The sequence below is a fragment of the Aquisalimonas asiatica genome (assembly GCF_900110585.1).
Classification (GTDB): domain Bacteria; phylum Pseudomonadota; class Gammaproteobacteria; order Nitrococcales; family Aquisalimonadaceae; genus Aquisalimonas; species Aquisalimonas asiatica.
The window spans coordinates 226861-248866 of sequence record NZ_FOEG01000004.1; the positions used below are offsets into that span (position 1 = coordinate 226861).

The window sequence follows — 22006 nt, forward strand, 5'->3', positions numbered from 1 at the left end:
ATCTGTCGGTTGATGACCCAACAGGAGTCGCCATGCGCTGGGAAGAACTGGATCAACAGCCCTGCTCCCTGGCCCGAACCCTCTCCGTGATTGGCGATCGGTGGACGCTCGTCATCCTGCGCGACTGTTTTCTCGGCGTGCGCCGTTTCGACGATTTCGAGGCGCGCCTGGGGATCACCCGCCACATCCTGTCCGACCGGCTGAAGAAGCTCCACGATGCGGGCGTCCTCGAGAAGCGGCCGTACCAGGAGCGGCCGCGGCGCGAGGAATACCGGCTCACCGCCAAGGGACGGGATCTCTACCCGGTCATTCTTTCCCTGGTGCACTGGGGTGACCGGCACATGGTGGATGAGAACGGCCCGCCGGTCCGCCACCGGCACCGCAACTGCGGCTGCTATACCCGCGCGGTTCTCACCTGCAGCGAGTGCGGCCAGGAGCTCCGCCCCCAGGACGTGGAGGTCGAGGAGTCACCGGCCTGGGCCGGCCGGGTCATGCCGCGAAAGCGGACCCGGGCCCCGGAGTGAGCTGTTCGGTACAAATGGCACAGGCTTGGCGTAGGGTGGACCTTCAGGTCCACCACAATCACTGATCAACATAAGCCGGAGAACCCCATGACCCGCATTCTCGTCTTCTCGGGCAGTGCCCGCGCCGACTCCTTCAACAAGCGCCTGGCAAGGATGGCCGCCGCGAGCGTGCAGCAACAGGGAGGCGAGGCCACGTTCGTGGACCTTCGTGACTACCCCATGCCGCTTTACGACGGCGATCTGGAGCAGGCGTCGGGAGTGCCCGAGCACGCCCGGCGCATGAAGGCCCTTCTCGCCGAGCACCAGGGGCTGATCGTGGCTTCGCCCGAGTACAACGGGTTCATCACGCCGCTGCTGAAGAACACCCTCGACTGGCTTTCCCGGCCCGATGGCGAGGAGAGCGGTCTGGCGCTGTTTCAGGGGCGTGTGGCCTGTGTGGTGTCGGCGTCCCCCGGCGGCTTCGGCGGGATGCGCAGCCTTGCCCTGGCGCGGCAGCTGCTGGTGAATCTCGGCGTGACGGTGCTGCCGGACCAGCTCGCCGTGCCGCGGGCCAGCCAGGCGTTCGACGAAACCGGGGGCTTTGTCGAGGACGGCAACCGGCAGCGGCTGGATCAGCTCTGCGCCCGACTGGTCGAGACGGTGGATCGGCTCCACCGGGGATAGCGTCCGTTCCACGACCGTACGGTCGTGGGCAATATTGAGCAAAACGGGGTAATAACGGGTTGATATTACTCGTTTTTACCCCTGCGCACGCACCATCCCATGGCACCCCAGCGCTTGCTGCAAGCCACTCTCCCGGCTCTGGCACCGTTTATGCAAACTCCCTCCGTAAAGCGGATCAAGGGAGCTCCGGGATGGGCGAACCGATCATACAGGCCTCGAACCTGGTCAAGAACTTCAAAGGGTTTCACGCCGTCAACGGGGTGTCCCTGAACGTCGAACCGGGCACCATCCATGCGCTGATCGGTGCGAACGGGGCCGGCAAGACCACCTGTTTCAACCTCCTGTCGAAGTTTCTCGCCCCCACCAGCGGTGCAATCCGCTTCAAGGGGCGCGACATTACCCGCTACAAGCCCGACCGCGTCGCCCGCGAAGGGCTTGTACGCTCCTTTCAGATCTCCGCGGTGTTCGCCTCCCTGACGGCGCTGGAGAACGTGGGCATGGCCCTGCAGCGCCGTCGCGGCGAGTCCTTCGACTTCTGGAACTCGCCAAAGAAGCTCGCCGCCGACCGTACCCGTGCCGAAGAGCTGCTCGATCAGGTCGGGCTGAACGGCGATTACCACACGCCGGCAGCGGAACTGCCCTACGGCCGCAAACGGGCGCTGGAGATCGCCACCACCCTGGGCATGGACCCGGAAGTGATGCTCCTGGACGAGCCCACCGCCGGCATGGCGACGGAGGACGTCAGTCGCATCACCCGGCTCATCCAGACCGTCGCTGCCGGTCGCACGGTGCTGATGGTGGAGCACAACCTGGGCGTGGTCTCGGAGCTGTGCGACCGCGTCACGGTTCTCGCCCGCGGCGAGATTCTCGTGGAAGGCGACTACGACACCGTCGCCCGCGACGAGCGGGTGATCGAGTCCTACATCGGAGGAGGTGGTCATGGCTGATGCCGCACGCGCCCTGGACCCGCAAGCCGCGGAGCCGATGCTGACCATCGCCGACCTGCAGGCGTGGTACGGCGAGAGCCACGTGCTGCACGGGGTCAACGTGGACGTCTACCCGGGTGAGGTGGTGACCCTGCTGGGCCGCAACGGCGCGGGCAAGTCCACGACGCTGAAGTCGGTCATGGGGATTGTCCCGCGCCGGCAGGGGTCGATCCGGATCGAGGGCGAGGAGACCATCCACAAGCGGCCCTACCGCATCGCCCGCTGCGGCGTGGCCTTCTGCCCCGAGGACCGCGGCATCTACGCCACCCTCAGCGTCGCCGAGAATCTGGAGCTGCCGCCGCAGGTGCGCGAGGGCGGTCTGACCACCGACGAGGTCCTGACCCTGTTCCCGAACCTGCGCGGCCGGCTGCGCAGCGCCGGCACGAACCTGTCGGGCGGCGAGCAGCAGATGCTTGCCATCGGCCGGATCCTGCGTACCGGCGCCCGGTTGCTGTTGCTCGACGAGCCCACGGAGGGCCTGGCCCCGAGCATCGTCAGCCAGATCGGCGACACCATCCGCAGCCTCAAGGAGCAGGGCTACACCATCCTGCTGGTGGAACAGAACGTCCGCTTCGCCATGACCGTGGCCGACCGGCACTTCGTGCTGGATCAGGGGCAGGTGGTGGAGACCCACGACAAGACGTCCTTTGCCGACAACTTCGACGCGCTCATGGCGCGCCTGGGTGTCTAGTGGCGGCGTGCCACGCAGGTCGGCGGGAGCAACCCGGGACCGGGAGGCGGTAATACCGATTACATAGCGATAACACAGAAAAGCACGATAAGACGGAGGAGGAGACCCCCATGCAACGCAAGAGTGCTTTGATCACGGCAGCGCTGGCCTCGGCCGGCATCGGCCTCGGTAGTGTGTCCACCGCACTGGCGGATGGCGATTTCTCGGATGACGTGGTGCGCATCGGCGTGCTCACCGACATGTCCGGCATCTATACCGATCTCTCCGGCGAAGCGGCGGTGGAAGCCGTGCGTATGGCGGCGGAGGACTTCGGTGGCGAGGTGAACGGCACGCCCATCGAGGTGATCTACGCCGATCACCGCAACGACCCGTCCGTCGGCGCCAGCCGTGCCCGGGAGTGGTACGACAACGACGGTGTGGACATGATCAACGATCTGTCCAACTCGGGCGTTGCCAACGCGGTGGCCGCCATCGCCAAGGAGCGTCAGCGCCACGCCATCGTCAACTCGTCGTCCACGGTGGATATCACCAACGAGCACTGCTCGCCCTACGCCACCCATTACACCTACGACGCCCACTCCCTCGCTCATGGCACGGGGAAATCCATCGTCGACGAGGGCGGTGAGACCTGGTTTTTCCTGACCGTCGATTTCGCCTTCGGGCACGGGCTGGAAGAGCAGGTGACCGAGGTGGTCCGCGAGGCAGGGGGTGAGGTGGTCGGTGCCGCGCGCCACCCGATGGACACCACCGACTTCTCGTCCTACGCCCTGCAGGCGCAGGCATCCCAGGCCGAGATCATCGGCATCGCATCCACGGGCGCCGACGCCATCAACGCCATCAACTCGCTGTCCGAGTTCGGCGTGACCCCGGATCAACAGCCGGCGGCGCTGCTGCTGTGGTTCGATGATGTCCACACCCTGGGCCTGGATGCGGCGGAGGGGCTGCTGCTCACCAACGCCTTCTACTGGGATCGTACCGAGGAGACCCGGGAGTTCTCCGAGCGCTTCTACGACCGCACCGGGCGCATGCCGAACATGGCCCACGCCGGCAACTACTCCTCCACCATGCACTACCTCAACGCGGTGGAAGCGGCCGGCACCGACGACCCGGATGCGGTCTCGGAGAAGATGCGTGAGCTGGAGATCAACGACTTCTTCGCCCAGGGCGGCTACATCCGCGAGAACGGCCGCATGGTGCACGACCAGTACATGTGGGAGGTGAAGGCTCCGGGGGACTCGGAGTACGACTACGACTACATGGAACTGGTTGCCACCATCTCCGGCGAGGACGCGTTCCAGCCGCTGGAGAACAGCACCTGCGAGCTCCTCGACAACTAAGCCACCGGTGCCGGGGCCGGGCCGGTGACGGTCCGGCCCCGGCAGTGATCACACCCAATTCCGGATCGGCCCTATGGATATCTTCGGTGTTCCCCTGCAGGCGATGTTCGGCCAGCTGATGCTGGGTATCGTCAACGGTTCGTTCTACGCGCTGCTGAGTCTTGGTCTGGCGATCATCTTTGGCGTCCTCAAGATCGTCAACTTCGCGCATGGCGCCTTTTTCATGCTGGGCGCGTTTGTCGCCTTCATGGCCGGCAACTACCTGGACATGGATTACTGGGTGGCGCTGTTTCTCGCGCCGCTGGTGGTCGCCTGCATCGGCATGCTGTTCGAGTACCTGTTCCTGCGCCGGGTCTACGGGCTGGATCCCATCTACGGCCTGCTGCTCACGTTCAGCCTGGTGCTGGTGCTCGAAGGCGGCTTCCGGGTCGCGTTCGGCTCGTCCGGACAGGCCTATCCGACGCCGGAGGCGCTGCGCGGCGTGATCGACCTCGGCTTCATGATGCTGCCGGAGTACCGCGCCTTCGTGGTGGGCGCCTCGCTCACGGTCTGCCTGGTCACCTGGTACGTGATCGAGCGCACCCGGCTCGGCGCCAACCTGCGCGCCGCCACCGAGCGTTCCGAGCTCACCCAGGCGTTCGGCATCAATGTGCCGTTGCTGGTGACACTCACGTACGGGGCCGGTGTGGGGCTTGCCGCGTTCGCCGGCGTGCTGGCCGCGCCGATCTTCCATGTAAATCCGTCCATGGGGTCGACGCTGGTCATCATCATCTTCGCCGTGGTGGTCATCGGCGGGCTGGGATCCATTGTCGGCGCCATCGTTACCGGACTGGCGCTGGGCGTGGTCGAGGGGTTCACCCGGGTGTTCTACTCGGAATTCTCGTCGACCATCGTCTTTCTGGTGATGGTGGCGGTGCTGTTGCTGCGGCCCGCCGGGCTGTTCGGGCGAGCGGAGGGATAACGCCATGCGGACGCTGTTCATGATTCTCGCCGTCGTGGGGCTGGTGGCGCTGCTGGCCGTGCCGTTCGTGCCGCACATCGTCTACCCGGTGTTCGTGATGAAGACCCTGTGCTTCGTCCTGTTCGCCTGCGCCTTCAACCTGCTGCTGGGTCACACCGGCATCCTGTCGTTCGGCCACGCGGCGTTCTTCGGCAGCGGTGCCTACGTCACCGGCTACTGCGCCAAGTTTCTGCTGCTGCCCGCGGAGCTCAGTATCCTCGCCGGCATCGCCGTGGGCGCCGGGCTGGGGGCCGTGTTCGGTGTTCTGGCGATACGCCGCAGCGGCATCTATCTCGCCATGATCACGCTGGCGCTGTCGCAGCTGGTCTATTTCTTCTACCTGCAGGCGCCCTTCACCGGAGCGGAGGACGGGCTCCAGCAGATCCCGCGCGGGACGCTGTTCGGCGTGTTCAACCTGCGCAACGACGTGGTGCTCTACTTCGTGGTGGTGGCGGTGATCGCCGCCGGCCTCTGGGTGGTGTGGCGGACCGTGAACTCGCCCTTCGGCGCCGTGCTGCGGGCGATCCGCGAGCATGAGCCGCGGGCGATCTCGCTGGGCTACCCGGTGGCGCGCTACAAGGTGATGGTGTTCACCATCTCGGCCGCCCTCTCCGGCCTGGCCGGTTCCATGCAGGCGCTGGTACTCCAGCTTGCCGCCCTGAACGACGTGCACTGGCACATGTCCGGCGACGTCATCCTCATGACCCTGCTCGGCGGCATGAACACCGTGTTCGGGCCGGCCGCGGGCGCGGTGTTGATCTCGCTGCTCACGCGCTACCTGGATCCGTTCGGCGCCTGGGTCACCGTGATCGTCGGCGTGGTCTTCATGGCCTGCGTGCTGCTGTTCCGGGAGGGCATCGTGGGCAAGCTGGACCAGGCGCTGCGGCCGCGCACCATCGATGACACCGTCGCCTCCCGTCCGGAGCGGCGGGCGGAGACGGGCTGAGATCCACAACGACATCAACGGGAAGGAGGAGACACCATGGTCAAGGTCTACGTGAGTGCCGTGCTGGATGCGACCATCGATCAGGCCTGGGGCGTGCTGCGCGACTTCAACGGGCTGCCCGATTACCACCCGTTTTTCGCAACCAGCACCATCGAGGGGGGCAAGCCGGCGGACCAGGTCGGCTGTGTGCGCAACTTCAAGGACCACGACGGTGGCGTCATCCGTGAAGAGCTGCTGTCGCTCTCGGACCGCGAGTACCTGTGCTGCTACCGCATTCTCGAGGCGGGCCTGCCGGTCACGGACTACGTCGCCCAGATGCGCCTGTTCCCGGTGACCGAGAGCAACCAGACCTTCGGCGAGTGGTGGGCCGAGTTCGGTGTGGCCCCGGCCGACGAGGAGGAGACGGTGGCCCGCGTGCACGACACGTTCCGACTGGCGTTCGAGAGTGTGTCCCGGCGCTTCGGCGGGTGAGTTTCCCTAATCATCCGGCAGGGCGAAACCGAAGTCTTCCAGAATATTCCGGGCGGGCTCCTCCTGCAGGTAGGCGTAGAACATGCGGGCGGTCTCGCCCGCACCGTCCACCAGCGCCATCCGCTGCCGGAGCGGCGTGTGCGCCTCCTCGGGGATCAGCGCATGGTCGCTGCGTGCCGCAATGCCCGGGGCGCGGGCGAGGGAGTAGGCAACGATGCCGCCCTGGGCCTCGCCCGACAAGGCCAGGCGGGCGGCCTGGGACACGTTCTCGCCCTGGATCAGACGCGGGCGGACCGTCTGCCACAGCCCCTTCGACTGCAGCGCCTCCATGGCGGCGACCCCGTAGGGTGCGTGGTCGGGGTTGGCAATGGCGAATCGCGTGATGTCACCCGCCTCGAGCCGCTCTGCGAGCTTGTCCAGTGACCCGTCGACGATATCGGCCGGGTCGCCGGCGGGGGCGATCACCACGATGCGGCCGATGGCGTAGAGCGTGCCCTCGTCCTCGGTATGCCCGTCACGCTCGAGCGCGAAGACGTACTCTTCGTCGGCCGACAGGTAGAGCTCGAAGGGGGCGCCCTGGGCGATCTGGCGCCGGAAGTTGCCGCTGGAGCCGAAATTGAGGCGCACCGAGCGCCCGGTCTCGTCGTGAAAGCGCTCCGCCACCTCCTCCAGCGCGAACTGGAGGTCGGACGCGGCGGCGATGATGGGCCGATCCGCCTGACTGGCCGCGGGGGCGAAGCCCGCCAGGGCGACGGCGAGGCAGACGAGCAGGGTGACAGCGGGGCGGTGCATGGCCATGGGCTTGTACGTCCGGTGGATGGGGTCGGCTGGTGCAAGACTCAGATGCCGCGGGCCGGGGCGTCAAGGCTCCGGCGGCGTGGCGTCATTCGGGAAGAACAGCTGTTGCCCGCGCACCCTGAAGCTGGCGATCGCCTCCTGTCCCTCGTCGGAGAGCAGCCACTCGTGCCATCGGCGGGCCTTGTCGTGCTTCACGTGGGGGTGGCGGTCGGCATCGAGCAGCAGGCTGCCGTACGGGTTGAACATCACGTCGTCGCCGTCGAAGAGCAGGGTCAGATTCTGGCGATTGCCGAAGGCGGTCCAGGTGGCGCGGTCGGCATAGGTGTAGGCGTCCATTGCCGCGGCGGTATTGAGTGTCCCGCCCATGCCGCTGCCCAGCTCCCGGTACCAGCGGCCGCGCGGCTGGATGCCGGCATCCTGCCAGAGGTTGCGTTCGGCGCGGTGGGTGCCGCTGTCGTCGCCCCGGGACGTGAACGGATGCGCCCCGTCGGCGATGCGGCGGAAGGCGTCCAGGGCGCTGTCGGCGCTGGCGACGTCCGCCGGGTCATCGGCCGGGCCGACGAGCACGAAGTCGTTGGACATGACATGGCGCCGCTCCGCGGCGTAGCCGTCGCCGACGAAGGCCTCCTCGGCGGCCGTGTCGTGGACCAGCAGAACGTCCGCATCGCCGCGGCGACCGATCTCGAATGCCTGGCCGGTGCCCACCGCAACCACCCGGACATGGATTCCCGTCGCCTCACGGAATTTCGGCACGAGGTGGTCGAACAGACCCGAGGCCTCGGTAGAGGTGGTAGAGGCGAGGGTGATGGACCCGCCACCGGCCTGCACCCCGCCGGTGACGGCGAGGGCGATCGCCGCAAAAAGCGCCCGTGGTCCCGGTTTCCTCACTGCCAGCCTCCCGTCACCAGACCAGATCGCCCCGCACGAATGCCGCCGCCTGCGCCGAGCGCGGGGCCTCGAAGAACTGCTGTACCGGCGAGCGCTCCACCAGTGTTCCATTCACCAGAAACACCACGTCATCCGCCAGCCGCCGGGCCTGACCAAGGTCGTGGGTGCTCATGACGATGCAGGTACCGTTGTGGTGGAAGGCGTCCACCGCCTCTTCCACCGCCCGGATCGCCGCCGGATCCAGCGCGGCGGTGGGCTCATCCATGAACAGGATCTCCGGGCGCAGCGCCCAGGCCCGGGCCAGGGCCAGGCGTTGCTGCTCGCCGCCGGAGAGCACACGCGCGGGCCGGTGGGCGATCGCCTGCAGACCGAACTGCTCCATGGCCTCGTCGGCGCGCCGGGCGCGCTCCCGCCGCGGTACGCCCTGGGCGCCCAGGGCGTGGCGCACGTTCGCAAGCGCCGAACGGCGCAGCAGCACCGGCCGCTGGAACACCATGGCCTGCCGGCGGCGGATGGTGTCCGGTGTGGCGCCGCCGCCGCGCCAGCGCACGGTGCCTGCCGTCGGCGACAACAGGCCGTGACAGATGCGCATCAACAGGCTCTTGCCGGCACCGTTCGGACCCATGATCAACGTTTTGCCGTTACGCTCCAGGCGCAGGTCCAGGGGGTGCAGCAGCGTCTGTCCGCGATGGCGGAACGCGACCCCTTCCAGTTCCAGCGGCAGCAGCGACAACGGCTCGGCCCGGCTCATCCCAGCCGCCTCCTGGCCGACTCACCGACCATGTACGCCACCCCATTCACCGTGGCCACCAACAGCAGCAGAATGATGCCAAGCCCGAGGGCCAGTGGCAGGTTGCCACGGTTGGTCTCCAGGGCGATGGAGGTGGTCATGACGCGGGTCACGCCGGCGATGTTGCCGCCGACGATGAGCACGGCGCCCACCTCGGCGCTGGCCCGCCCGAACCCGGCCAGAACGACGGTGGTCAGGCTGAAGCGGGCGTCCCACAGCAGCGTGGGAATGGCGCGCAGCCTGGAGACGCCAAGGGACTGGAGCTGTTCCCGGTACTCGCCCCAGAGCTCCTCGATCACCTGGCGGGACAGGGCGGCAACGATGGGGAGTATGAGCACGACCTGGGCAATCACCATGGCCGTGGGCGTGAACAGCAACCCCAGCTCGCCGAGCGGGCCGGCCCGCGAGAGCAGCAGGTAGACCATCAGCCCCGCAACCACCGGCGGCAGCCCCATGAAGGCATTGAGGATGACGATCAGCAGTCCGCGGCCGGGGAACTGCCACAGGGCGATGGCGGCGCCCAGCGGCAGGGCAATGGCACTGGCAATGAGCGCCGCGGTCAGGGAGACCTGCAGCGACAGCGTGACGATTTCCACCAGCACCGGATCCCGTTCGGCGATCAACCGGAAGGCGGCCTGAAAGGCGTTGTCCATGGTGTTCCGCGCGTCGTTATCTTTCCGGCATTGTCTGCACGGCGTACACTCGATGCACCTGTTTCCGGAAAATATGCAGTCAAATGACAAGAAACGGCGAGCACGCCCCGGAGCGTTATCTCACCACGGCGGAGGTGGCGGCCTACCTGCGGCTCAAGGAGCGCAAGGTCTACGATCTCGTGAAGCAGGGGGTGATCCCCTGTTCGCGCGCCACCGGCAAGCTGCTGTTCCCCCGGGAGAGCGTCGACCTGTGGGTCATGAGTCACCTGGAAGGCGACCAGGCGCCGTCGCGGGACATCCCGGCGGTGCTGGCCGGCAGCCAGGATCCGCTGCTGGAATGGGCCGTGCGCGAGGCCGGGTCGGATCTCGCCCTGCTCTGCCACGGCAGCGGCGACGGTGCCCGGCGCCTGCTGCGTGACGAGGCCCTGGTCGCCGGGCTGCACGTGATCGATCACGGCACGGGGCGGTACAACGATCCGGTGACCCTCGGCCTGGGCGGCATGCGCGATCTGGTGATCATTCACTGGGGGCGGCGTCGGCAGGGGCTGCTGGTTCAGCCGGGCAACCCGCGCGGCATCCGGACGCTCGCCGATCTGGCGGAGCAGTCCGTCCGGGTCGCGCACCGGCAGCGGGAAGCGGGGGCCGATGCCCTGTTTCGCTCGCTGCTGGAGCGGTCGGCCATCGACGCGTCGCAGCTGGACTTCACGCCCCACGCATCCCTGAGCGAGGACGATCTTGCCCTCGCGGTGCGGGAGGGTGAAGCGGAGACCGGCCTGGCGGTGGAGGCAGCGGCGCGGCGTCACGGCCTGGATTTCATCCCCCTGCATGAAGAGGCCTTCGACCTGGCCATGCGCCGTCGCAGCTACTTCCAGCCACCGATACAGCGTCTGATGGCGTTCGCGCGCAGCGAGCGGCTGGGCCGGCGGGCGGCCGCAATGGGTGGTTACGACATCACCGGGCTCGGCGCGGTCCGGTACAACGCCTGAGCACCGCCGACACGCTGTCGGAACCGGAGCGTCCTTGCACGTGTCATCAGGATGTTCCCTGCGGGCGCCGTGGCGTTCCGTCGCCGGCTGCGTCATCATGGCGCCCATCCGACACCCACCGCCGAACGGACGAGGTACGCCGCATGTTCATCGCCATGAACCGCTTCCGCATCCACAAGGGGTATGAAGCCGAGTTCGAACGCATCTGGGCCGAGCGCGATTCCCACCTGAAATCCGTGCCGGGTTTCATCGCCTTCAACCTGTTACGCGGGCCGGCGCACGATGACCACACGCTCTACGCGTCCCACAGTACCTGGGAGTCCCGTGACGCCTTTGACGCGTGGACGCGCTCCGAAGCGTTCAAGGAAGCCCACCGCAACGCCGGCGACCACCGCCACATCTACATGGAAGCCCCGGCCCTGGAGTGCTTCGAGGTGATCCAGGAGGAATAGGCCCTGCACCGGTTTTCCGAACCGCGCCGCCGGGCTTGGACGCCACGATGACGGTTGTTCTCTGGATTGTCGCTGCGGCGCTGATCGCTGTCGGCGTGGCAGGGCTCGTTCTCCCGGTGCTGCCGGGCCCGCTGCTGCTGTTCGCGGGGCTGTGGATGGCGGCGTGGCTGGAAGGGTTCGCCCATGTGGGCGCGGCGCCGCTGGTGTTCATCGGTGTGCTCGCGGCGGTGGCGTCGCTGACCGATTTTCTCGCCGGGGCGCTGTTCGCCCGGCGTAGCGGCGCCTCGCCCAGCTCGGTGGCCGGTGCCACGTTGGGTGCCGTGGTGGGTGTCTTCTTTGGGCCGATCGGCCTGCTGCTGGGCCCGTTCATTGGTGCCGTGCTGGGTGAGCTGTGGGCCCGGCGCGGTCTTCCGGCGGCTGGTCGTGCCGGCTGGAGCGCAACTCTGGGCCTGTTGCTCGGCATGGCGACCAAGGTGGCTCTGGGTGTGGCGATGGTGGCGATCTTTCTGGTGGTGAGGTTCTAGGATGCGTGCGCGGTTGCGTCCGCTCGCGCTGGCCGGTCTCGTGGTGGCGGTGATCGCGGCCCCGTCGGCAGCCGCGGCCGACGGCCTGCAGCGGCTCTGGGCGCGCACCTGCGAGGCGCCCGTCACCGTCCACCTGGACGCCGTGGACGACCGCTTCGAACTGGATCGTGCCGAGGTGCGTGCCGCCCTGCGCGATGCCATGGCCATGTGGCAGGACGCCAGCGAGGATACCCTGTTCCGCAAGCGTGATGGCGAGGGCGTGGCCGTGAGCCTGGTCTATGACGAGCGCCAGGCCGGCGCCCAGGCCCGTCAGCGGCGGCGTGACGATCTGGTTCGGGTGGAGCGGCAGCTGCGGGAGGACCGGCAGCAGCTGGAGCAGCGGCACGAGGCGCTGACCGCGGAGAGCCGCGACTTCGAGTCACGGCAGCGCCGGCTCAATGAGCGGGTGGAGGCCCATGAGCGCGAGGTGACCGCGTGGAACGCCGGTGACATGGAGCGCACCCCCGAGAAGCGCGAGCGGCTGCAGGACGCCTCGCAGGCGCTCTCGGAGGCCCAGGACGCCCTGAATGACGAGCGCCGCGAGCTGGAGCGCCGCGGCGAGGCGCTGAACCGGGAGCAGCAGGTGCTGGTGCGCGAGATGGAGGCGTTCAATCACCAGGTGGACGTGCACAACCGTGAGGCCCACGCGGCCACCGGCTTCGAGATGGGGCAGTACGAGCGGCGTGGCAGCCAGCGCTGGATTCGCGTGTTCAAGGCGGACGACCAGGACGAGCTGCGGCTGGTGCTCGCCCATGAGCTGGGCCACGCCCTGGGCATCGGCCACGTCCCCGATGCCGACGCTGTCATGGCGCCCTATCTCGGCGGTGACAACACGGGACGCACGGCGGTGTCCGCCGCGGACCGCGAGGCGTTGTCCCAGGCCTGCCGGGTCACCCTGACAACCGACGAACAGGGCTTGCCGCCGTCGCATCATGGGCCGATCATTCACCGTTGAATCCATCACCGGGCCGGTGTCGCGGTGGTGGCCGTCCCTGAACCGGCGGGAGACAGCATGCGGCTGTTCGTGAATCCCTTCTTCATCGGCGCCGTCATCGGTTTCTTCTGGGGGCACCAGAGCATCGGCAGCGCCTTCATGGGCGCCTTTCTGTTCGGTATTCCGCTGTGGATGATCGGTGGGCCGGCGCTGGAGTACCTGGTGCGCCGCCGCCGCGAGCGGCAGGAGCGGCAATAGCGCCGCCCCTGCTCAGGCTGTTGCCGGTACTGCGTCGCCGAGGAACGCGAGCAGGTGCGCATTCACGGCGTCCGGCGCCTCCTGCTGCACCCAGTGCCCCGCTCCGGGGACGAGATGGCAGCCGCGCATGTCGGTGCAGCCCCGGGAATGCATGCGCTCGAACCGACCCGGTGCCTGGTAGACGCCCCAGTCACGATCCCCCGCAATGAAGCAGGCCGGCTGCGTCACCGCCCGGCCCGAGAAGGTGTACAGCTCCGCCTGGTACGCGGGCAGTGCGAAGGCCCGGTACCACTGCAGTCCACCCTGGAAACCGGTGTGCTCGAACGCATCGCTGTACACCGCCAGGGCAGCATCCGGCAGCCACTGGCAGCGGGCGATGGCGTCCACTGACGGCATGGCCGGCGCCACGGTCTGCGGCATGGTGTGATCGCGCGCCATGATGTAATAGCCGGGCATGCGGGCGAGCTCTGCCGCGGCCATGGACGCCAGCGGCCGCGGCGCATTGCCGTCCCAGTCGCCGCTTTTCATGTGGAAGTACGCCAGCAGAAAGGCGTGGATCCCCTGGGGGCAGCGGCGCATGTCGGTGTCGGCGGCGCGGCCCCGGAAGTAGTGCTGATAGTGCCGACGCGGTGGGTCCAGGGCGGCCAGCCTGGCGTCCAGGTCCGGCGCCGACGCGTCTGCGGGCCGGGGCGGCGTGTCGGCGGTGTTGAACGGGAAGGCGGGCGCGCCGGCGAACGGCGCGCTCATGAACACGGCGGAGCGGAACACGTCCGGCCGTGCAATGGCGCACCAGCCAGCCACGGTCGAGCCCATGTCGTGGCCCACCACCGCCGCCACGGAGCGGTAGCCCAGTGCCGCGGTCAGGCCCAGCACGTCGCGTACCAGGTTCAGAGGCCGGTAGCTGGCCAGGTCGCCGTCGTAGTCGCCGTCCCAGCCGGTCGTGTGGCCGTAGCCGCGCTGATCCGGCGCCACTGCGTGGTAACCGGCGGCCGCCAGTGACGGCAGCACGTGGCGCCAGGTGTAGGTGAGTTCCGGGAAGCCGTGCAGCAGCACGATCAGGGGCTGCCCGGCGCGGCCCGCCTCCAGCACGTGCATGGTCAGGCCATTGCCATTGGCGATGCGACGGGAGCGGACCCCGTCGGGCAGGGCCGGAACCGGCGGCGGACTGTCGGCGTGCATGGTGGCGGTCTCCGTGGCTGCGGCCCGCAGTGTACCCGCACCGGTGCCGTGGCCGAAGCGGTGGGAGTCGCCCGGGCCGTGGCACCAGTGCGCACTGGGTACGGTTTCCTTTAGACTGCCCCGCGGAGGCGTTGCAACCCGTTGGAGACAGAGGATGATTACATCCCGGCGACAGCGACTGGCCCACTGGGGCGAAACGCGGCAGAAGGGCCGGCGGCGGTTTCTGCTGATCAACGGTGCCCTGGGCTGGGGGGTGTCCACGGCGGTGGTCTGGACGCTGGTCATGTGGCTGATCGCGCCGGAGTTTGAACCACTGCCCAACCTGCTGCTGGCGTTGGCCATGTTCCCCGTGGGCGGGGTGGTCTGGGCGTGGATCATCTGGGAGTCCACGGAGAAGGAGTTCATCCGCCGCACCGGCGGCGGTGCATAACCGGTGATGTCGGGCGTCATTCCCCGGGTACGCGGGCCGTGGCGTCGCGCTGATTCCCCTTTGAGTGAACCTGTCGACATTGTTGGCGTCGGCGTTGCGTCTATGATGGGCACCCATCGCTGGATGATGCCGCCACGCCACCACGGTCAGGGCAGCCGAGCGACTTAGAAAGGACCCGATCACGCATGGCACCCATCACCCCCCAACGCTTTCTCAGGTTTGCGGCGGAGCAGTATCCCCTGCTCAGGGAGCTTCTGGACACCGGGGCCGTGACCGAAGCCGAACTCATGGCCGTGATCGGGCGACACCGGCGCCCGGCCGATCCGGAGCCGTCCACTATCCGCGAGAATCTGCTCGCCATGGGGTTTCTGGAACGGCGGCCGGAAACCGACGCGCTGGAGTTTCCGCAGCCGCTGGAGCGCTTTCTGCGCTACCTGCACCGGGAGCATCACCTCACCTCCGCCTCCCAGCTTGAGAGCTACGTCGCCGACATCACCCGCCTGGAAGCCGAGCTCAATACGGCCGTGGCCGCGCCGCAATCCACCGATCTGCCGTTCGTGCTCGAGGAGCTCACCGCACGCATCGAGGAGATCCGCCACGACATCGCGGGCAACAAGGACGCGATCACCGACGCCGTGATCCGTTTTCAGGCCAACCCCGACGCCCTTTCGTTGCAGGCGCGTTACGCGCGGGTGATCTGGCTCTGGGAACGCTACCTGGTCCCGGTGCAGGAGCTGATCGACACCGAGCAGGTCATGGAGCAGCACCTCAACAGCCTGGATCGCAGCATGCTGGATGCCGAAGGCGTCCTGGCTGCCGGGCGCCCGGATCTGGCCGGCGGTGTGCGCGAGAACCGCCTGCGCCTGTACCGCATGCGCCGGCAGATCGTTGACGACTTCCGCGAGTCCATGCTCGAACTGCAGCCGCTGTACCAGCGGGCCATGCGTGAAAGCGAGACGGCGCGGGATGTCAGCCGCGTGCTGGATCACATTCGCCGGAACGGTGCCGGCAGCCTGGAGCTGGAGGCCCGCGTCGGCGCGCCGGTGAGCCGGCACGAGGGCCTGTTCGGTGACCTGGCGGCCAAGGCCTATCTCTACCGCCTGGCGGATTACCAGCCCCGGGGCCGGGTGGAGCTGGATGCGGCGCTGGAGGATGGCGGCGAGCCCATCAACCGGGTGGATCTCACCAGCCTGTTCGGTGAGCTGGAGACGGCGCAGCCCGATGACGCGCTGGCGTGGCTGGTGGACTCCCTGGCCGACCGCGGCGGCTCCGTGCGCGATCTGCTGACGGTCTTCGGGCGGGCCGTGCGTCGCCTGGAGACGCAGCCCGGCAGCGAGCCCCGCGACTATCAGTTTGGTGACTACACGCTGCGCTCCTACCCGCGCAGCCTGACCAACGAGACCATGGAAACCGATCATGAGCGCGACTGAAGGCGAGGGCCGTTTCGATCTGCCCGGACTTGCCGAGATCTTCGGTGAGCTCTCCCGCGGCCGCCACCTCTGCGCCGAGGATGGCCGGCTGTACCACGAACTGCAGGAACACGAAGCGGCCTTCGAGGAGCTGTTCGACCGGCTCGGCTACCGGCTGCAGGCCGACGAGCGGGGGTTCTATTACTTCCAGGCGCAGGAGACGCAGTCCGTGAGCGGGCAGACCCGGCGCTCCGCCGTGTTCTTTCTCATTCTCGTGGAGGCGCTGTGGGCGGACGAGGGCGGCGCAGAGCCGCTGGAGGATCTGGTCATGGAGCGCAGCTGGAGCATTGCCGACCTGCCGCACCTGGGGCGCGAACGCTACGTGGAGATCATGGAACAGCTCGACCGCACACCCGACGAAGACCTGCTGCGCGACGAAGTGAAACGGCTGGTGCGTTTCGGTTTTGCCGCCTGGAACGACGATGAACGGTTCCGCTTCCGTGCCCCGGCGCTGCGGTTTCTGGATATCGCCCGGGAGGTCGCCGAGGGGCTGCATGCCGAGGCCGCCGACGAGGTTCCGGTCCGGGAGGTGCAGGCATGAAGCGGCTCGGACCGACCCGCCTGGTGCTGATCAACTCCGGGCCCTACGACTACGGCGAAGTGGCGCTGGATCGCAGCGGCCATCTGGTGGGCGAGAACAACGTCGGCAAGACCAGCCTGATCGCGGTGCTGCAGTTTCTCTACGTCTCCGAGCAGAAGGACATGCACTTCGCCGAGGATCAGGAAACCACCCGGCAGTTCTACTTCGGCAGCGACCGCAGTTTCATCGTCTTCGAGGCGAATACGCCGGAGGGCGTGAAGTGCGTGCTCATCCAGGGACTGGGGCCGGCGCAGATGCACGGCTACCAGCGCTGGATCTACGACGGCCCGTTCCGGCGCGAGCACTATGTCGACGGCACCACCGTGCGACCGGCAGCGGAGGTCATCGCTACGCTGGAGTCCGAGGGCGGCGCCCGCCGGGTGCAGCCGGGCGAGCTGCGCCAGGCCCTGACCGGGCAGGGGCGGCGCACGGGCGTGCCGCTTCTGGGTATCGTGCCGGTCCGCCAGCCGGAGAACTACAGCCGTTTCCTGCGCGTGTTCCGCAATCTGATTCACCTGGATCGCGTGCGCCAGCATGACCTGAAGAACCTCTTCATCGAGATCGCCCGGGATCACATTCCCGCCACCGAGATCAACCTGGCGGAGCGCTACGGCTCCATGTTCGACGCCGTTCGTCGCGATACCAACACGCAGAAGGCGTTCGAGCACGTGCGCGTGAGCATCGAGGAAGCCATCGCCGCGGACGGCGAGCGCTCCCGTCAGCGTGGCCAGCTTCTGCCCGCCTGGCAGCGGTACAAGGCGTTGTTCGAAGCGGAGTCCGAGTCACTGGATGACCAGCAGGCGCGTGTTCGCAACCGACAGGCGGCGCTGGAGCAGCGCCAGACGGAGACGGCGGAGCGGATCAGCGCCCTGGGCGAGGAGAAGCAGGCCGTGGACCGGCGGCTCGGCGAGGTGATGTCCCGGTTCAAGACCCTGGAGCAGCGCGCCAGCGAGTTCAGCGGTTTCGATGAAGCCTTCGAGCGCCAGGCCCTGTCCACCCAGCAGGCCAGTCTCGAGGCGTGCCGGCGGCGTCTGTATGCCGCCGAGTCCGCCGATGCCGCGGAGACGGTGCAGCGGCGGCTGGAGCACAATCGTGCCGCCCGCAGGGATCTGGCCCACCGCCTGGAGAATGCCCGCCAGCTGCTTGCCGCCGATCTGCGGCAGGTGTACAGCGACGCGCAGCTGGAGCTGCTGTTCCGGCTGGTCAACCCGGCGCTGCTGGGGCAGGTTCTGGGAGACGGAGGGGTCACGGTTCACGACCGGGAGGCCCTGCATCAGCGCCTGGACGATCTGCTCGCGAAGATCGATGCCCAGGGCGTGTTCCAGGGAGACGCCGTGACCGTTCACCTGTATGCGCTGCCGGAGGCGGATCTGGCCGGTCTCAGCGACCCGGAGGCGATCCAGGCGCGGTTGAGTGACCTCGATGCGGCCATCTCCCGGGACGAGGCCGCGCTGCAGGCCGCGGAGTCCCGCCAGGCGCTCGAAGCCGAGCGGCAGGAGCTGGAGGCGGCCTGCCGGCAGGCGGAAAAGCGTCTGGACGCCCATGCCGAGCTGACCGCCATGCGCGAGCAGGCCGCCGACTGGCGCGTGCAGCAGCGGGAGCTGGAGGCGCAGGCCGAGTCGCTCCGCCAGCAGCAGGAGACCCTGCGCGAGGAGTCGGATCAGCTGCGCCAGGATCTCGAGCAGAGCGTGCAGCAGCTCAAGCAGCTGGGTGCCGAGAAGGGCGAGTTGCGCACGGCCCACGAGGCGCTGTTCGAGCGCATGAACCAGGCCCCGGAGCGCTTTGACTGGAACGCGGACACCCTGGCGTGGGAGCTGGAGTCCGCGCGCGAGGGGCGCGAGGCCGTGGAGCAGATCCTCCAGGACGAGGAGGCGCTCAGCCGCCGCGTCACCGAGGCGCTGCAGCGGATCGCCAGTCAGCCCCACCACGTTCGTTTCATGGGCGATGGCCCGGAGGCGCACCGTCTGCGCGAGCTGCGCGAGCGTCTGGACAATTTCGACCAGGAGCGCGAAGCCCTGCGCCAGCGCTGGCAGGGGCTGCTCAAGGGGCTGGGGCAGGAGGCGGCGCAGCTCCTGCAGGGGCTGGACGTGCTGGAGCGTGAGTGCGACCAGCTCAATGCCCGCATTGGCGAACTGAGCATCTCCAACCTGCAGGGGCTGGAGGTCCGGGTGGAACGCAACCGCGACCTGGTCGCCCAGCTCAGCGCCCTGCGCCGGCAGGGGCAGGATCAGGGCAGTTTCACCTTCGGTGCCGACGACGCGCTGGATCTGGACGATGCCCTGGAGCGCGTCGACCACGCCCTGCGCGAGCGGCCACAGATCCGCCTGGCCGATGCCTACGAGCTGGCCTTCGACGTCACCCTGCCGAACGGGCAGTCGCGCTCCTATGCGCAGCTGAGTCAGATCCAGTCCAATGGCACCACGGTGACCATCAAGGTGGTGATCAACCTGCTGCTGCTGCGGGGGTTGCTGAAAGCGCGCCAGCCCGTGACCGTGCCGTTCTACCTGGACGAGGTCGCGGCGCTGTCGCCGAATAACGTCCGCTCCATTCTCGACCTGGCTGCCTCGCAGGATTTCGTGCCGATCCTGGCCAGCCCCAGCGAGCTGGAGGCGGCCGAGATCATCTATCTGCTGCGGCCCACGGCCAAGGGGCGCCTGGTGCTCACCGACGCCCACCGGGTCGAGGTGAGGCGGCAGCCCGATGCGGCCACTGCATGAGCGGCCGAGTTGCTGAACTGTGAAGTGCGTCGCAGTCCGGTTGCGGTTCCGGCAGCCAAGCTGAGCCGAGACTTGGGGATTTCCGCAACGCATGTGCACCCGATCCGGGTGCCCCCGCTGTGCATTGTGGGAATCGTGTGCCGACATCCTTGATTCGGACCGGGCCATGGACGCCATCAACTACGCGACGCTGCACCTGAGCGACAACGACTGCGCCGTTCTCCGCTCGCTGATCAACCTGCTTCAGGCCGATGGCCGGATGAGCTGGCAGGAAGTGCCTGCCGAGGATGCGCAGCTGGTGTTTCTGGATGTGGACGCCGCGCCGGAAGGGACGTGGGAGTCCGCGCCGGCGGAGACGCTGGTCTGGTGCAGCAGAACGCCGTCCGAGCAGGCCGAATACACGCTCCAGCTACCGGTGAAGCTGAAGACGCTGCGCCCCGTTTTCGCCCGTCTTGATGCCGAGCTGACGGGGCAGGAGACCAGCCGCCAGGCCGGTTCTGCAGGGGACGCTTCCGGGGACGATGGCGAGTCCCGGGACATCTTCAGCAGCGTGCGCGGCCTGTGAACCGCTCAGCCTGACAGCGACGGGTCGAAGGCAGCGCTGTCGCGGCGCAACCGCCGCTTCTCCGCCAGGCTGAGCAACACCAGCGGGCCGACAATCAGCACCGAACCCGCCACGAACCACACATCCGGAACCTCGTGAAACCAGAGCCAGCCGAAGGCGATGGCCCAGATCAGGCCGGTGTACTCGGCGCTGGTGACCTGGTTCGCCGCAACGCTGCGATAGGCGAGGATCACGGAACCGTTGTAGCCGAGGATGAACAGCGCCGAGCCCATGGCCGCCGGCAGCAGTGACCAGTCCCACGGCGCTCCCTCCCACACCGCCAGCGCGAAGGCGGCCGGTACTGCATAGACGTGGGTGAGAATCAGCGTGTGCGCCATGGACTGCCCGGGGGGCAGTTTGCGCACCAGCAGCGCGTTCAGGCCCAGTGCCGCCGCGGCACCGAGCGCGCTCAGGCCCTGCCAGGAGAACTCCATGGGCCGGAGGATCACGAGAATGCCGATGAAGCCGCTGATCACGGCGACGATGCTGAGCCCCGTGGCACGCTCGCGGAACACCACCACGGCCAGCACCATCACGATCAGGGGCGCGGCGTAGAACAGCGCATTGGCCGTTGCCAGCGGCAGGTTCACCAGCGCGACCACCATGCAGAACACCCCGACGAGACTGATGTGCGCGCGCACCACGTGGATCCGGGTGCCCCGGAACAGCGCGCCGCGATCGACCATGGCGAGAAACGGTAGCAACAACAGCAGCGTGCAGAGCACGCGCAGGAACACGAACTGCAGGGCGGGGATGTCACCCCCCTGGGCCTTGATGATGATGTCCGAGAAGATGGCCAGCAGGTTGCCGATCACCAACAGGACAATGGCGCTGTGAACGGTCTTCCCCGACATGAATGCAGCGTCTCCGCCAGGTGGCTCCGGTTTCGGTGGTGTGGATCTCAGGTGGCCGGATCATAGGCGGGAAACAGCATCTTGTATAATGATCTAAATTGTCATGGTATTAGATTATTGAATAATGAAGCTGCCACCGCTCAAGGCATTGCCCGTATTTGAAGCCGTAGCCCGGCTGAACAGCTTTTCCCGCGCGGCTGAGGAGTTGCGCGTCAGCCAGAGTGCGGTCAGTCACCGGATCCGGCAGCTGGAGGATTATCTCGGGGAAGCCCTGTTCCTGCGCGGCGGGCGCCGGCTCTCTCTCACGGACGAGGGGCGCGCCTACCTGGAGACGGTGAGCGCTGCACTCGGTCAGATCGAACGGGCCAGCGAGCAGCTGCAGGGGCGGGGCGGCACGCGTCTGCGGCTGGCGGCGCACAGCTCTTTCGCCGTTCGCTGGCTGATTCCGCGGATGCAGGATCTGCAGCGCCGGCACCCGGAAGTGGAACTGATGCTGGAGATGATGGATGACGCGCCGGCGTTGTCCGAACGGGTCGCCGACGCCTTCATCACGCTGCACGCCAGGCAGCGCGGGTTCACCACCGAAGCGCTCTACCGCGAGCGGCTGTTCCCCATCTGCAGCCGCGGGTTCTGGCAGCGGGTGTGCGCGGACCTGCGGCAGGATGGCCTGATCGATGATGACGTGCCGCAACGCCTTGATCCGGCGTGGCTGACCCGTTATCCCCTGCTGTCGGCGTCCAGCATCATGGGACAGCCCGGCGAGGACTGGCAGACCTGGCTCGCCGCCGGTGGCGTCCGTCTGCCCGACACCGCGCGCATGCAGCACTTCAGCCACATGCTCATGGCGCACGCCGCGACCCGCCACCACCAGGGGATTGCGCTCACCAACGACTACATGATCGACACGGCCGACGATCCGGACCTGGTGCGGCTGCCCTGCTACACCGTGTATACCGGAGACACCTTCCGTTTCGCCTACAAGAGCAGCCGCCGCAACGAGCCCGGTCTGCGCCTGCTCCGCGACTGGCTCCTGCAGCAGGCGCGTCAGTCGGGGTTGTTGCCGGGCTAGGGAAGCACTGGACACCTCCCGTGGGGCGCCTGGGAGCAGGCACGGCTGAAGACCGGAGCCCCGTGGCGCGGGCTTCCCCTTCCCGGGAGCTGTGACAAGGCGGCGTGGCTGTCGTAGACTGCCTGCTCTCGCCTCACGCCACGCGAACCACGAATCAACACCTT

General features: G+C 67.8%; 25 protein-coding genes. 19 read left to right on the forward strand and 6 right to left on the reverse strand.

The annotated features are described in order from the left end of the window. Positions 1 to 32 precede the first annotated feature (32 nt). The 8 genes from BMZ02_RS10910 to BMZ02_RS10945 all read left to right on the forward strand — a co-directional run bounded on the left by BMZ02_RS10910 (position 33) and on the right by BMZ02_RS10945 (position 6618). Complete coding sequence (locus BMZ02_RS10910) at positions 33 to 524, forward strand: winged helix-turn-helix transcriptional regulator (protein ID WP_091643516.1); 492 nt, start codon at positions 33 to 35, stop codon at positions 522 to 524. Positions 525 to 611: 87 nt separating this feature from the next. Beyond that, positions 612 to 1187: an NADPH-dependent FMN reductase gene (locus BMZ02_RS10915; RefSeq protein ID WP_091643517.1), complete on the forward strand. Its 576-nt coding sequence runs from the start codon at positions 612 to 614 to the stop codon at positions 1185 to 1187. A gap of 191 nt (positions 1188 to 1378) precedes the next feature. Next, complete coding sequence (locus BMZ02_RS10920; protein WP_091643520.1) at positions 1379 to 2134, forward strand: ABC transporter ATP-binding protein; 756 nt, start codon at positions 1379 to 1381, stop codon at positions 2132 to 2134. Then, positions 2127 to 2864 (forward strand): ABC transporter ATP-binding protein, encoded by a 738-nt coding sequence (locus BMZ02_RS10925; protein WP_091643523.1) that lies wholly within the window; start codon positions 2127 to 2129, stop codon positions 2862 to 2864. The genes BMZ02_RS10920 and BMZ02_RS10925 overlap by 8 nt, the downstream gene beginning before the upstream one ends. 110 nt (positions 2865 to 2974) lie before the next feature. After that, entirely contained in the window at positions 2975 to 4201 is a 1227-nt protein-coding gene (locus BMZ02_RS10930; protein ID WP_091643526.1) for an ABC transporter substrate-binding protein, read from the forward strand. Positions 4202 to 4274: 73 nt separating this feature from the next. Then, complete coding sequence (locus BMZ02_RS10935) at positions 4275 to 5162, forward strand: branched-chain amino acid ABC transporter permease (protein ID WP_091643529.1); 888 nt, start codon at positions 4275 to 4277, stop codon at positions 5160 to 5162. A 4-nt stretch (positions 5163 to 5166) separates the two neighbouring features. Then, positions 5167 to 6147 carry a branched-chain amino acid ABC transporter permease gene (locus BMZ02_RS10940; RefSeq protein WP_216110813.1) on the forward strand — a complete coding sequence of 327 codons (981 nt, stop codon included), beginning with the start codon at positions 5167 to 5169 and terminating at the stop codon, positions 6145 to 6147. 36 nt (positions 6148 to 6183) lie between these two features. Further along, positions 6184 to 6618, forward strand: coding sequence for an SRPBCC family protein (locus tag BMZ02_RS10945; RefSeq protein ID WP_091643532.1), 435 nt, complete (start codon positions 6184 to 6186; stop codon positions 6616 to 6618). A gap of 6 nt (positions 6619 to 6624) precedes the next feature. Here the strand turns inward: BMZ02_RS10945 and modA are convergent, their stop codons facing one another. The 4 genes from modA to BMZ02_RS10965 form a co-directional block, all read right to left on the reverse strand. Beyond that, the gene (gene modA / locus BMZ02_RS10950) at positions 6625 to 7416 is read right to left on the reverse strand and encodes a molybdate ABC transporter substrate-binding protein (RefSeq protein WP_091643535.1); all 792 of its coding nucleotides are present in this window, start codon (positions 7414 to 7416) and stop codon (positions 6625 to 6627) included. Positions 7417 to 7479: 63 nt separating this feature from the next. Beyond that, positions 7480 to 8304, reverse strand: a complete 825-nt coding sequence (locus BMZ02_RS10955) for an ABC transporter substrate-binding protein (RefSeq protein ID WP_245754012.1) — start codon at positions 8302 to 8304, stop codon at positions 7480 to 7482. Positions 8305 to 8317: 13 nt separating this feature from the next. Beyond that, on the reverse strand, positions 8318 to 9055 hold the full coding sequence (locus tag BMZ02_RS10960) for an ATP-binding cassette domain-containing protein (protein ID WP_091643541.1): 738 nt from the start codon (positions 9053 to 9055) through the stop codon (positions 8318 to 8320). Beyond that, positions 9052 to 9747 carry an ABC transporter permease gene (locus BMZ02_RS10965; protein WP_091643543.1) on the reverse strand — a complete coding sequence of 232 codons (696 nt, stop codon included), beginning with the start codon at positions 9745 to 9747 and terminating at the stop codon, positions 9052 to 9054. The genes BMZ02_RS10960 and BMZ02_RS10965 overlap by 4 nt, the downstream gene beginning before the upstream one ends. A gap of 83 nt (positions 9748 to 9830) precedes the next feature. On the opposite strand from BMZ02_RS10965, the gene BMZ02_RS10970 reads away from it, so the two are divergent. The 5 genes from BMZ02_RS10970 (at position 9831) to BMZ02_RS10990 (ending at position 12940) form a co-directional block, all read left to right on the forward strand. Continuing rightward, positions 9831 to 10733, forward strand: coding sequence for a helix-turn-helix transcriptional regulator (locus BMZ02_RS10970; protein ID WP_091643545.1), 903 nt, complete (start codon positions 9831 to 9833; stop codon positions 10731 to 10733). Positions 10734 to 10876: 143 nt separating this feature from the next. Beyond that, the gene (hmuQ, locus tag BMZ02_RS10975) at positions 10877 to 11185 is read left to right on the forward strand and encodes a heme-degrading protein HmuQ (RefSeq protein ID WP_091643548.1); all 309 of its coding nucleotides are present in this window, start codon (positions 10877 to 10879) and stop codon (positions 11183 to 11185) included. Positions 11186 to 11232: 47 nt separating this feature from the next. After that, positions 11233 to 11709: a DUF456 domain-containing protein gene (locus BMZ02_RS10980; protein WP_091643550.1), complete on the forward strand. Its 477-nt coding sequence runs from the start codon at positions 11233 to 11235 to the stop codon at positions 11707 to 11709. A 1-nt stretch (position 11710) separates the two neighbouring features. Then, on the forward strand, positions 11711 to 12703 hold the full coding sequence (locus BMZ02_RS10985) for a matrixin family metalloprotease (protein ID WP_091643553.1): 993 nt from the start codon (positions 11711 to 11713) through the stop codon (positions 12701 to 12703). A gap of 57 nt (positions 12704 to 12760) precedes the next feature. Continuing rightward, entirely contained in the window at positions 12761 to 12940 is a 180-nt protein-coding gene (locus BMZ02_RS10990) for a hypothetical protein (protein ID WP_091643555.1), read from the forward strand. A gap of 12 nt (positions 12941 to 12952) precedes the next feature. Here BMZ02_RS10990 and BMZ02_RS10995 read toward each other — a convergent pair whose 3' ends face one another. Beyond that, the gene (locus BMZ02_RS10995) at positions 12953 to 14119 is read right to left on the reverse strand and encodes an alpha/beta fold hydrolase (protein WP_216110814.1); all 1167 of its coding nucleotides are present in this window, start codon (positions 14117 to 14119) and stop codon (positions 12953 to 12955) included. 154 nt (positions 14120 to 14273) lie between these two features. On the opposite strand from BMZ02_RS10995, the gene BMZ02_RS11000 reads away from it, so the two are divergent. From BMZ02_RS11000 to BMZ02_RS11020, 5 genes are all read left to right on the forward strand, one after another. Next, the gene (locus BMZ02_RS11000; RefSeq protein ID WP_091643557.1) at positions 14274 to 14549 is read left to right on the forward strand and encodes a hypothetical protein; all 276 of its coding nucleotides are present in this window, start codon (positions 14274 to 14276) and stop codon (positions 14547 to 14549) included. Between the two features lie 185 nt (positions 14550 to 14734). Further along, positions 14735 to 15979, forward strand: a complete 1245-nt coding sequence (locus tag BMZ02_RS11005) for a hypothetical protein (protein ID WP_091643559.1) — start codon at positions 14735 to 14737, stop codon at positions 15977 to 15979. Next, positions 15966 to 16559 (forward strand): condensin complex protein MksE, encoded by a 594-nt coding sequence (locus BMZ02_RS11010; protein ID WP_091643562.1) that lies wholly within the window; start codon positions 15966 to 15968, stop codon positions 16557 to 16559. Before BMZ02_RS11005 ends, BMZ02_RS11010 begins: the two co-directional genes overlap by 14 nt. Further along, positions 16556 to 19315 (forward strand): coiled-coil domain-containing protein, encoded by a 2760-nt coding sequence (locus tag BMZ02_RS11015; RefSeq protein WP_091643565.1) that lies wholly within the window; start codon positions 16556 to 16558, stop codon positions 19313 to 19315. The genes BMZ02_RS11010 and BMZ02_RS11015 overlap by 4 nt, the downstream gene beginning before the upstream one ends. Before the next feature lie 166 nt (positions 19316 to 19481). Further along, positions 19482 to 19880: a hypothetical protein gene (locus BMZ02_RS11020; RefSeq protein WP_139209202.1), complete on the forward strand. Its 399-nt coding sequence runs from the start codon at positions 19482 to 19484 to the stop codon at positions 19878 to 19880. Between the two features lie 5 nt (positions 19881 to 19885). Here BMZ02_RS11020 and BMZ02_RS11025 read toward each other — a convergent pair whose 3' ends face one another. Next, the gene (locus BMZ02_RS11025) at positions 19886 to 20773 is read right to left on the reverse strand and encodes a DMT family transporter (RefSeq protein ID WP_091643571.1); all 888 of its coding nucleotides are present in this window, start codon (positions 20771 to 20773) and stop codon (positions 19886 to 19888) included. Between the two features lie 124 nt (positions 20774 to 20897). Here BMZ02_RS11025 and BMZ02_RS11030 point away from each other — a divergent pair, with 124 nt between their 5' ends. Beyond that, on the forward strand, positions 20898 to 21842 hold the full coding sequence (locus BMZ02_RS11030; protein ID WP_091643573.1) for a LysR family transcriptional regulator: 945 nt from the start codon (positions 20898 to 20900) through the stop codon (positions 21840 to 21842). Positions 21843 to 22006: the final 164 nt, after the last annotated feature.

Excerpts from the sequence above, each read along its gene's own strand:
- BMZ02_RS10910 (WP_091643516.1), top strand. The coding sequence starts at position 33 with ATGCGCTGGGAAGAACTGGATCAACAGCCCTGCTCCCTGGCCCGAACC.
- BMZ02_RS10915 (WP_091643517.1), top strand. The coding sequence starts at position 612 with ATGACCCGCATTCTCGTCTTCTCGGGCAGTGCCCGCGCCGACTCCTTC.
- BMZ02_RS10920 (WP_091643520.1), top strand. The coding sequence starts at position 1,379 with ATGGGCGAACCGATCATACAGGCCTCGAACCTGGTCAAGAACTTCAAA.
- BMZ02_RS10925 (WP_091643523.1), top strand. The coding sequence starts at position 2,127 with ATGGCTGATGCCGCACGCGCCCTGGACCCGCAAGCCGCGGAGCCGATG.
- BMZ02_RS10930 (WP_091643526.1), top strand. The coding sequence starts at position 2,975 with ATGCAACGCAAGAGTGCTTTGATCACGGCAGCGCTGGCCTCGGCCGGC.
- BMZ02_RS10935 (WP_091643529.1), top strand. The coding sequence starts at position 4,275 with ATGGATATCTTCGGTGTTCCCCTGCAGGCGATGTTCGGCCAGCTGATG.
- BMZ02_RS10940 (WP_216110813.1), top strand. The coding sequence starts at position 5,167 with ATGCGGACGCTGTTCATGATTCTCGCCGTCGTGGGGCTGGTGGCGCTG.
- BMZ02_RS10945 (WP_091643532.1), top strand. The coding sequence starts at position 6,184 with ATGGTCAAGGTCTACGTGAGTGCCGTGCTGGATGCGACCATCGATCAG.
- modA (WP_091643535.1), bottom strand. The coding sequence starts at position 7,416 with ATGGCCATGCACCGCCCCGCTGTCACCCTGCTCGTCTGCCTCGCCGTC.
- BMZ02_RS10960 (WP_091643541.1), bottom strand. The coding sequence starts at position 9,055 with ATGAGCCGGGCCGAGCCGTTGTCGCTGCTGCCGCTGGAACTGGAAGGG.
- BMZ02_RS10965 (WP_091643543.1), bottom strand. The coding sequence starts at position 9,747 with ATGGACAACGCCTTTCAGGCCGCCTTCCGGTTGATCGCCGAACGGGAT.
- BMZ02_RS10970 (WP_091643545.1), top strand. The coding sequence starts at position 9,831 with ATGACAAGAAACGGCGAGCACGCCCCGGAGCGTTATCTCACCACGGCG.
- hmuQ (WP_091643548.1), top strand. The coding sequence starts at position 10,877 with ATGTTCATCGCCATGAACCGCTTCCGCATCCACAAGGGGTATGAAGCC.
- BMZ02_RS10980 (WP_091643550.1), top strand. The coding sequence starts at position 11,233 with ATGACGGTTGTTCTCTGGATTGTCGCTGCGGCGCTGATCGCTGTCGGC.
- BMZ02_RS10985 (WP_091643553.1), top strand. The coding sequence starts at position 11,711 with ATGCGTGCGCGGTTGCGTCCGCTCGCGCTGGCCGGTCTCGTGGTGGCG.
- BMZ02_RS10990 (WP_091643555.1), top strand. The coding sequence starts at position 12,761 with ATGCGGCTGTTCGTGAATCCCTTCTTCATCGGCGCCGTCATCGGTTTC.
- BMZ02_RS10995 (WP_216110814.1), bottom strand. The coding sequence starts at position 14,119 with ATGCACGCCGACAGTCCGCCGCCGGTTCCGGCCCTGCCCGACGGGGTC.
- BMZ02_RS11000 (WP_091643557.1), top strand. The coding sequence starts at position 14,274 with ATGATTACATCCCGGCGACAGCGACTGGCCCACTGGGGCGAAACGCGG.
- BMZ02_RS11005 (WP_091643559.1), top strand. The coding sequence starts at position 14,735 with ATGGCACCCATCACCCCCCAACGCTTTCTCAGGTTTGCGGCGGAGCAG.
- BMZ02_RS11010 (WP_091643562.1), top strand. The coding sequence starts at position 15,966 with ATGAGCGCGACTGAAGGCGAGGGCCGTTTCGATCTGCCCGGACTTGCC.
- BMZ02_RS11015 (WP_091643565.1), top strand. The coding sequence starts at position 16,556 with ATGAAGCGGCTCGGACCGACCCGCCTGGTGCTGATCAACTCCGGGCCC.
- BMZ02_RS11020 (WP_139209202.1), top strand. The coding sequence starts at position 19,482 with ATGGACGCCATCAACTACGCGACGCTGCACCTGAGCGACAACGACTGC.
- BMZ02_RS11025 (WP_091643571.1), bottom strand. The coding sequence starts at position 20,773 with ATGTCGGGGAAGACCGTTCACAGCGCCATTGTCCTGTTGGTGATCGGC.
- BMZ02_RS11030 (WP_091643573.1), top strand. The coding sequence starts at position 20,898 with ATGAAGCTGCCACCGCTCAAGGCATTGCCCGTATTTGAAGCCGTAGCC.